Source organism: Methanobrevibacter thaueri (assembly GCF_015062905.1).
Classification (GTDB): domain Archaea; phylum Methanobacteriota; class Methanobacteria; order Methanobacteriales; family Methanobacteriaceae; genus Methanocatella; species Methanocatella thaueri_A.
This window is the reverse complement of the sequence record NZ_SUTK01000023.1, coordinates 19,658-28,476: the sequence shown is the minus strand read 5'-3', so window position 1 is coordinate 28,476 and position 8,819 is coordinate 19,658. Positions and strand designations below refer to the sequence as shown.

The 8,819-nt window shown below is 36.4% G+C and carries 8 protein-coding genes; 6 read left to right on the top strand and 2 right to left on the bottom strand.

The annotated features are described in order from the left end of the window. The 6 genes from E7Z79_RS06085 to E7Z79_RS06060 all read left to right on the top strand — a co-directional run. A partial coding sequence (locus tag E7Z79_RS06085; RefSeq protein WP_303739076.1) for a hypothetical protein occupies positions 1–488 on the top strand: 488 nt, incomplete at its 5' end. 119 nt (positions 489–607) lie between these two features. After that, positions 608–1,408 carry an SIS domain-containing protein gene (locus tag E7Z79_RS06080; RefSeq protein ID WP_303739075.1) on the top strand — a complete coding sequence of 267 codons (801 nt, stop codon included), beginning with the start codon at positions 608–610 and terminating at the stop codon, positions 1,406–1,408. Positions 1,409–1,473: 65 nt separating this feature from the next. Then, positions 1,474–2,253, top strand: a complete 780-nt coding sequence (locus E7Z79_RS06075; RefSeq protein ID WP_303739074.1) for a hypothetical protein — start codon at positions 1,474–1,476, stop codon at positions 2,251–2,253. After that, positions 2,253–3,056 carry a hypothetical protein gene (locus E7Z79_RS06070; protein ID WP_303739073.1) on the top strand — a complete coding sequence of 268 codons (804 nt, stop codon included), beginning with the start codon at positions 2,253–2,255 and terminating at the stop codon, positions 3,054–3,056. Before E7Z79_RS06075 ends, E7Z79_RS06070 begins: the two co-directional genes overlap by 1 nt. A gap of 47 nt (positions 3,057–3,103) precedes the next feature. Continuing rightward, entirely contained in the window at positions 3,104–4,471 is a 1,368-nt protein-coding gene (locus E7Z79_RS06065; protein WP_303739072.1) for an MATE family efflux transporter, read from the top strand. 47 nt (positions 4,472–4,518) lie between these two features. After that, the gene (locus E7Z79_RS06060) at positions 4,519–5,310 is read left to right on the top strand and encodes a tetratricopeptide repeat protein (RefSeq protein WP_303739071.1); all 792 of its coding nucleotides are present in this window, start codon (positions 4,519–4,521) and stop codon (positions 5,308–5,310) included. Here E7Z79_RS06060 and E7Z79_RS06055 read toward each other — a convergent pair. Both E7Z79_RS06055 and E7Z79_RS06050 read right to left on the bottom strand, forming a co-directional pair. Next, the gene (locus tag E7Z79_RS06055; protein ID WP_303739070.1) at positions 5,302–7,107 is read right to left on the bottom strand and encodes an ABC transporter ATP-binding protein; all 1,806 of its coding nucleotides are present in this window, start codon (positions 7,105–7,107) and stop codon (positions 5,302–5,304) included. The genes E7Z79_RS06060 and E7Z79_RS06055 overlap by 9 nt on opposite strands. Continuing rightward, a complete protein-coding gene (locus E7Z79_RS06050; protein WP_303739069.1) occupies positions 7,104–8,810 on the bottom strand; it encodes an ABC transporter ATP-binding protein in 1,707 nt (568 codons plus the stop codon). Before E7Z79_RS06050 ends, E7Z79_RS06055 begins: the two co-directional genes overlap by 4 nt. Positions 8,811–8,819: the final 9 nt, after the last annotated feature.

Genomic DNA, 8,819 nt, shown 5'->3' with positions numbered 1-8,819 from the left:
TTTCCAAGCTTGATGATAAGGGGATTCTGGACAGGATTGCCTGTCTTGAAAATGATGATTCGATAGTTGCCAAAAATAGATTAAATACTCTTTTTGAAGATATCAAGCGTATCGATAATGAGCGTCTGCTTAAAAAATTAATTTCATCAGGGGACAGTGATGTTTCATATATTGCCCAAAAGACATTTGACGACCTGATTAACAGCCAGAAACACATAGATGAAATCAGCCGAATTTCTGACGTTGAGAAATTGAAATCGATAATTAATGATGATTTCAATTATTATGTCAGATGCGAGGCCGAAGGAAAGCTTGAAAAACTCCTGTTCAACATCAGACTGGATGAGATTAATGACAAGGAGAATCAGGATAGGTTGATGGAGATTGTAAATGATGATACATTCCCATTGGAAATTAGAAACAAGGCGCTTTCAAAAGTAAATGAAGAGGAATTCAAGCAGCAGTATATAGGTAAAAGTTCAGTATAGTGTAATTTGAATAGGTCCTATTGAAAATAGATAATATTTTAAGTAATGTAAAAGATACAATTATACTGATTAATACTGTAAAACCAGTTTACAATTTAAAGCTTAAAAAGGTTATTAATATGTCTGAGTTAAAATATATGGATTTGTCTTTGGATGAAATCCTAAAAAATCTTCAAATGTGTAAATCCGTTGTGGCAAATCAGGAAGAGGCTATTTGTAAATTTAGAGATGTCATTTTAACAGCTTCTAATAAACGTGTAGTTTCCGAGAGAAAAACCACCATATTCCTTGCAGGTGCAGGAAGGTCAGGATTTGTTGCAAAATCTTTTGCAATGAGATTGATGCATTTAGGATTTTATGTATACGTATTTAATGAAACAATAGCTCCTCCAGTCAAGGATGGGGATATCATTATCATTATTTCAAAGTCAGGTAAATCCAACTCCATAACTCAAATCGTTGAAGATTCTAAAATTGACAATGTCAAATTTTTAGCGGTATGCGGCAATACCAAAAGTGATCTTGCCCAGAAAGCAGATGCAAGAATCGTGATTGATTCCCTTCCGCAGACTTTAGTCAGACTTGAGGATTATGATGTTAAGGAATTTCTTGAAACCTTGCCTGGAGCGTTAATAAACTTTGAAAGTGATGAAGGAGTCAGAAACAAGCTTGAGGCACTTCCTAAAAAAGCGGCTGATTTAAGTGATAATGAATTGTGGAAAGAAATTGAAGATTTGCCTAAAGAGATTAGGGGAATCAGCAATATTTACCGTCCTTTGGAGTTAATTCTAATGGGAACCGCATTTGAAATATCAGCTTTAGTGTTGCTTGATGCATTGGTTGCTGAGTTAATGCAAAGTTTAAATTTACGTGAAAAAGACTTAAAAGCCTATCATGATGTGTTAAGTAGTTCAATTTAGATTCTAACAGATATTCAAAGTAAAAAGGTTTTATATTATTATTTAAAATATTAATGGTGAATTTAGTGGATATATTAGGTCAACCTCTCTTTCAGTTTGCAGTTGAATTAGCGATTTTCATTGTCTTGACAGTTTTGGGTATGTTTATTCTTAAAAAGCTAAAGGATAGTGACAATAGATATTTGAATCCTCAGGAATTTTTGCCTGAAGATGAGATTCATACTCTTAAGCAGGTATTCTATCTAATCCTGATGAGCCTGTGTTTTGCCAATGTTTTATATACATTCATGTCTGTAGGCACAGATTATACCTATCTTTCACTGTTTGACATCTGTTTATCACTTTATATTGCAGTAACATTGGATAAGTCATCTCTAAAAAATAAGATTTTACTTTTAATCATGGTTCCATTCGGCTCTATGGCTTACTTCATGTTTCAATTCTCCCTTGTAAGTTTAATCGATCTTATTCATGTTCCGGCATTCCTGTACTTCGTTAAGTATTACTATGACAGATTCAACTATTATACCGAATCACATGGTTTGTCCATAACCATAATATTGCTGTTCAGCATAGTCTTCTTTAGTTTTTTCCTAACTCAGGCGGCTGAAGGAAAGGATCCTCTGGATGCTCTGGTAATGGTTTCTAACGCATTTACAAGTAACGGTTATAGTGTTTTAGGTAAATCAATTCCAGGAAAAATCAACAGTTTATTCCTGGTTTGGAGCGGTTATGTCATATCCGGTGCAACTACAGCAACATTGACTGCCACTATTTTAATCAAATACTTTAACAGAAGAGTTGAGAAACTTGAAAGAATAATTGATGAGGGGAGTGATGAATAATGGGTAATCTGCTGATTAATTTTTCATTATATATTTTTTGGCTTGTCATCACTATTGTAGCCTTTTCTGTTCTAGTTCAGCTTTGCAAGTTTACAATAAATAAGTTAAAGTCCTCTAATTTCGTAAGGACTTCAAAACTTTTCAATCCTCTTGAATATTTGCCTGAAGAAGAGATATCAAATGTTAGGCAGCTTTTTTATCTGATTATTATTGTTTTGATCGTTGTGGATATCTTATACTCCGTTATCGGATGGGATGAAAATCTGATAATCTTTTCAGTTTTTGATATTATCCTTTCTTTGTACTTTGCAATTAATGTCAAGTGGGGTCCTTTAAAAAATAAAATATTGCTATTCGGATTGATACCGTTAGGTTCAGTCGGAGTATTGTTCTTTTGGGGCTCATATGAATTATTGGCGGATGCAATCCACTTGATTACTCTTGCATATTTCATTAAGGTTTATTATGACAAATTCGTTGAGTATACAGAGACCAATGGTTTAGGAATAACAATAATGCTTATGTTTTCCATCGTTTTTGTTAGCTTTTTAATCACTATGGTTGTTGAAGGAGTGTCTCCTCTTGATTCATTAACTATGGTTTCCAATGCATTTACAAGTAATGGGTATGCTATTTTAGGTGATACCGGTTTGGGCAAGGCCGATGCATTATTATTGGTTTGGAGCGGTTTTTTCTTATCCTGTGTGGGTACCGCCACTTTAACGGTTTCTATTGTAATGAAACACTTTGACAAAAAATTTGATGAGTTGGAGGCTCTTGCCAAAAGGAATAGGAAAGATTAATTCCTTTCAAAAATCCTTAAATATTTTTTTTCATATAACTATTATCAATGCAGGCCAACGATAATATCGAATCAATTACGGGCAATCCGCGCAGTGCAATTAACAAATTAGCTTTTCCTACGATTTTTTCACTGCTTTTGATGTTCCTGAACAATTTGATTGACAGCTTTTGGGTTTCCGGAATCAATTCCAATGCCCTTGCAGCATTGGGTTTTATAGCTCCATTGTATCTGGTGATCATTGGCATCGGAAGCGGCATAGGTGCAGGTGCCAATTCTTTGATTTCAAGATATGTCGGAGCTCAAAGAATTGAAGATGCAAATAACTCAGTTATGCACTCAATAATTATAATGGTTATCGTTTCAGTCATTGTTTTAATGATAGGTATTTTCTTTTTAAATGATTTGATAATACTTTTGGGTGCAGGTAGTGTCAGTACATATTGCCTAAGTTATGGCCAAATCATATTTTTGTTGAACATTGTCTTTTTGGCACCCAATGTGGCCGCAAGCATCTTCAGGGCGGAAGGCGATGTGGCACGTGCTACAAACCCGCTGATATTGACATCCATCTTTAACATGATTCTGGATCCGGTCATGATATACGGGCTGAATTTGGGCATATTCGGAGCGGGACTTGCTACAGTGGTGGCCTCATTTTTAGGATTTCTTTTGATGCTGTACTGGATATATGTTAAAAGGGACACATTTTTCGAGTTCAAGTTCTCCAATTACAAACGTGACCTGAATATATATAAGGAGATACTGGTCGTTTCAATCCCCGCATCAACAGAAGAGATAATCTTTGCTCTTGTAGCTATTATCCTCAACTATCTAATCATAATGACTGCAGGAGTTGAGGAAGTGGCAGCATTCACCATAGCATGGAGATTCATAACGATTGCATTCATACCATGCATGGCAATAGGAATTGCAACAATAACAGTTTCGGGAATTGCATATGGGGCAAATAACTGGAAAAATTTCAATGAGACTATAATATATTCCACATTGCTTAGTCTGGCGATTACGATTGCAATCTGCGCAATATTTTTCGTGTTTGCATATCCTCTTTGCGGATTATTCAACTTCCAGGCCGCTGATTTGACATTGGTTAGCCGTTCAGCTGAAATATTGCAATTGTTGGTGTTCTATAATTTCCTGATATCGCTTGGTGCAACAGCAGCCTATACCTATCAGGGTGTAGGGGTGGGCTTCAAATCATTGGCACTGACCATATTGAGGGAACTGGTCTTAAGCATGGCATTGGCATATCTGCTGGGCATAACATTGAATATGGGCGTGTTTGGAGTGTATTTGGGAGCTATCATCGGGATGAATATAGGTTCCATTATAGGATTTGTTTTCATTTGGATTTTCAATCTCAAATTCAAGAAAATTGTTTTTTCTAAATAACATATGTTTTTATACTATTTTTTCAATATCATATCATAGTGATTAAAATGTCTAAAGATTCAGAAGATATCAAAGTTAACAGACGTGACAAAGACGAGGTTGTTTTTGAATCTCAAATTGTTCAGTCTATATATGATGGGATTGGATATTTAAAGGATGAAACAACTGAAATATTAAAGGAAATCGATTCAACTGAATTCAAGCAAAACATTGATGAGATGGATGTTCAAAAATTCGGTGAAGCCGCATTAAATCATTTTTCTGATTTTGCTGAGGAATTATCCAAATTTAAGGATGAAGTTATAAATAAGGATGAAGTTCCGGATTTCATCAAGGATTCCGCTCGTGAAGCAAAAATTGCACTGAACAGGGACGAGGATTACATCAGAACCGCAAAAAGGAAACTTGACAATATGGAATCTGATGAATTGGATGATGCTCAAGAGGAAAATCTCCGTGTTGTTCAGCTATGCGACAAATCAATTGATTTGAACAATAAGAATCCTGAAGCATACTACGTAAAAGGATTAGCATTGACTAATCTGGAAATGTATGATGAAGCGATTGAAGAGTTCATCTGCTCTTTAGCATTGGAAGATAATGTTGAATCCAAATTGGCTATTGCAAATGTAAACAGGTTAAATAAGGATTTTAATGACGCAATCAATGTGTATGATTCAGTTTTAGATGAAGTTCCATTTGAAGCTTTAAAGGGAAAGGCATATGTCTATTATGATTGGCAGAAATATGGCCAAGCAAGTAAGGCTTTCAGTGAAGCAAACGATATTGAAGCTTTGGATGATGAGTCCAAAAAGATTTGGGATGAATGCTCAGCATAGGTTTTCTTTCAATTGAGCATTTAGAGTATTGTAATAATATCCTTTGAGGGCAAGAAGCTCTTCGTGAGTTCCTTGCTCAATTATTTCACCATTTTCAATCACGATAATCCTATCGGCATTTCTTATTGTTGATAGCCTATGCGCTATTATAAAACTAGTTTTTCCTTCCATCAGCTTGTCCATTGCCTTTTGAATCAGCTTTTCAGTTCTAGTGTCGACGCTGGATGTTGCCTCGTCCAAAATCAAGACCTCTTTTTTAGAAAGTATTGTTCTTGCTATTGTGAGCAGCTGCTTTTGGCCATGGGAAATGTTGTCAGTATCTTCATTTAAAACGCTTTCATAACCGTCGCTTGACTGTCTTATGAAATTATCTGCATAAACCTGGCGGGCGGCATCAATTACTTCGCTCTCTTCGGCATCAAGATTACCATATCGAATATTGTTGGAAATTGTATCTGAAAACAGCCAGGAATCCTGCAGGACCATTCCAATCAAAGATCTTAGGCTGTTTTTGTCGTATTCTTCAATATCCTTGCCATCAATTTTTATGGAACCGGAATCAATTTCGTAAAATCTCATGAGCAATTTGACTATTGTTGTTTTTCCAGCTCCGGTTTCACCTATTATGGCTATCTTTTGACCTTTTTTAACTTTGAATGATAGGTTTTTAATTATCTTTTCATTAGGCACATATCCAAAGCTGACATTTTCAAATTCAATTCCCTCTTTGATTTCGCTGATTGATTTGTCTGACGGATTTTCCTCATCCTCATATTCTAAAAATTCAAAGATACGTTCACTTGCGGCCATTGCAGTTTGAATCTGGCTCATGACTCTTGTAATCTGCTGGATAGGTCTGTTGAAGCTTTGGGTATATTGGAAAAATGCCAATATGTCTCCAACGGCTATTGCCCTTTGAAGGACAAATACTGCACCCATGACCGCAACCACAACATAGGTGAAATTTGAGATGAAGTTCATTAACGGTCCGTTCAGGCTGGAATAGAATTGTGATTTCCATTCATGGCCAAACCAGTTTTCATTGTCCTCTTCAAATTTCTCCATGGAAATCTCCTCCTGGTTGAATGCACGGATTATGTCATGGCCTGTGAATGTCTCTTCAATCTGAGCATTCAGCGAACCTTTAAAGACCAGCTGCTTTAGGAAGTATTTTTGGGAGTATCTTGTCATAGCTCGGATTAGTAAAAATGCAATAGGGACAAGAATAACGGTTGCCAATGTCATCCAAACGTTGATTGTCAGCATCATTATGAATACTCCTATAAGGGTAATTACAGCTGTTGTCAACTGGATGAACGATTGTGTAATTCCGTGTTGAAGGGAATCGACATCATTGGTAACTCTTGAAAGGATATCTCCCCTTTTGTTTTCCTCAACCTTATCCATGGGCAGGTGAAGAATCTTATCTATCATCCTTTCCCTTAAGTCATAGCTGATTTTGGTGGATACCTTCACCAGAAGGAAGCTCTGAAGATAAGAGAAAACTGAGCTGATAACGTATAGGATAACCACAACTGTCAAGAGATGGAACAGCGTATCGAAATCGATTGAGCCTGTATGGTGGATAATATTGTTAATCCCGTCGAATATTATTGTGGTTGCCCTGCCTATAAGCAATGGGGCAATAATCGTAAACACTGTGGAAATGACTGCACATACTACAGTCAGTATTAATCTGATCTTATGGTCTTTCAGAAGACTTAAAATGTTTTTAATTGCTTTTTTGTTGTCTACAGGTTTTTCTGGAGGTTTTCTTTTAAGAGGCCTTGGACTCATGATAACGCCTCCATGCTGTCAATCTGTATATTGACGATTTCTCTGTAGATTTCACAGCTTTCAATTAGTTTATCATGTTTTCCCCTGTCGATGATCTCGCCATTGTCTATTACAAGTATTTCATCGGCATCCATGATTGTTGAAATCCTTTGGGATACGATTAATATTGAGGAATCCTTTAGCTTTTTCAGGTTCTCTTTTATCCTGCCCTCGGTATTCATGTCCAGTGCTGAAAAGCAGTCATCAAACAAATAAAAATCATGAGCGCCTATGATTGCTCTGGCTATTGATAAACGTTGCTTTTGACCTCCTGAAAAGTTTGACCCTCCCTGGGTAACCTCTTCACAGAGATTTTCAACGAAATCGACCTGTGCAAGTTCCAGTGCCTTTTCAATATCCTCATCGCTTGCGTCGCTTTTACCTATTTTCATATTGGATTTCACATCACCCTGGAATAGAATAGCCTTTTGAGGAGTAAATGAAATCTTGTCCCTCAACGCTTTTAACTTGAAATTTTTAATGTTTTTGCCATCAATTAGGATTTCACCAGAGCTTGGATCCTGAAGGCGAGGAATCAAATTGAGGATTGTGGATTTTCCGCTGCCTGTTCCTCCAATGATTGCTGTGGTTTTTCCAGGTTTTAAAGTAAAATTAATGTTCTTTAATGTTTCTTTTTCGCTTCCGGGATATTTGTATGAAACATTTCTGAATTCAATTGTAGGATTGGAGGATATTTCATTCAAACCTCCATCGGTGATTGTGATTTCAGTGTTTAGGACTTCACTTATACGCCTTCCTGAAACAAGGATTCTTGGCAGGATTATCATGAAGGCACCAATCATTAAAAATGAGGTTACAATCTGTGTTGAATATTGGATGAATGCGATTATGTCTCCTGTCAGCACTCCACCGTTCAATGCGTCATATGCTCCATAATAGAGTATTAAAACAACCATAATGTTCATAATCAGTGTCATTAAAGGAATCATTATTAATAGGATTTTGAACACATAGATGTTGACATCGTAAAATTCATGGTTGACCTTTTGGAATTTGTCCGCTTCGAAATCCTGCCTTACAAATGCTTTAATTACAGGTATTCCAATTAGAATTTCCCTTGTGGTCTTGTTTATTCTGTCGATTATTTCCTGTGTGATCTTGAAGTAAGGAAGTACTTTTACGGTAACAATTATTAAAAGAAGTGCCACTGCAATGAAGTTCACCAATATGATCCATGACAGGTTTGTTTGAAGTTCAAAAACCTTGATTATACTTCCGATTCCAAGCAGCGGTGCAAAGATAAGTGTCATGAATATCATTCCCAAAACACTTTGAAGCTGGTTCACGTCATTGGTGGACCTTGTAATTAATGAAGAACGTGAGATTTCATTCAGCTCATGATTTGAGAATTTCAAAACCTTTTCGTAAATGATTTTCCTCAAATCCTTTGCATAGCCTGAAGCCACCCTGCTTGAAAAATAGGACACGCCGACGGTTGCCAGGGCGGAAATCGCCACCATCAAAAGCATCATCATTCCGGTATCTATGATAAACTGGAAATCGGTGTTTTGAATTCCGACGTTTACAATGTCTGCTGTGTATTGGGGCAAGGTTAGGTCGCAATAAACCTGTATAAGTAGGAAGATGAAAATAAAAACGATTTGAGGTATTTTGTTTTTCATCGGTTTTAGTAGTTTCTTCATGATTGTCCT

Excerpts from the sequence above, each read along its gene's own strand:
- E7Z79_RS06080 (WP_303739075.1), top strand. The coding sequence starts at position 608 with ATGTCTGAGTTAAAATATATGGATTTGTCTTTGGATGAAATCCTAAAA.
- E7Z79_RS06070 (WP_303739073.1), top strand. The coding sequence starts at position 2,253 with ATGGGTAATCTGCTGATTAATTTTTCATTATATATTTTTTGGCTTGTC.
- E7Z79_RS06065 (WP_303739072.1), top strand. The coding sequence starts at position 3,104 with ATGCAGGCCAACGATAATATCGAATCAATTACGGGCAATCCGCGCAGT.
- E7Z79_RS06060 (WP_303739071.1), top strand. The coding sequence starts at position 4,519 with ATGTCTAAAGATTCAGAAGATATCAAAGTTAACAGACGTGACAAAGAC.
- E7Z79_RS06055 (WP_303739070.1), bottom strand. The coding sequence starts at position 7,107 with ATGAGTCCAAGGCCTCTTAAAAGAAAACCTCCAGAAAAACCTGTAGAC.
- E7Z79_RS06050 (WP_303739069.1), bottom strand. The coding sequence starts at position 8,810 with ATGAAGAAACTACTAAAACCGATGAAAAACAAAATACCTCAAATCGTT.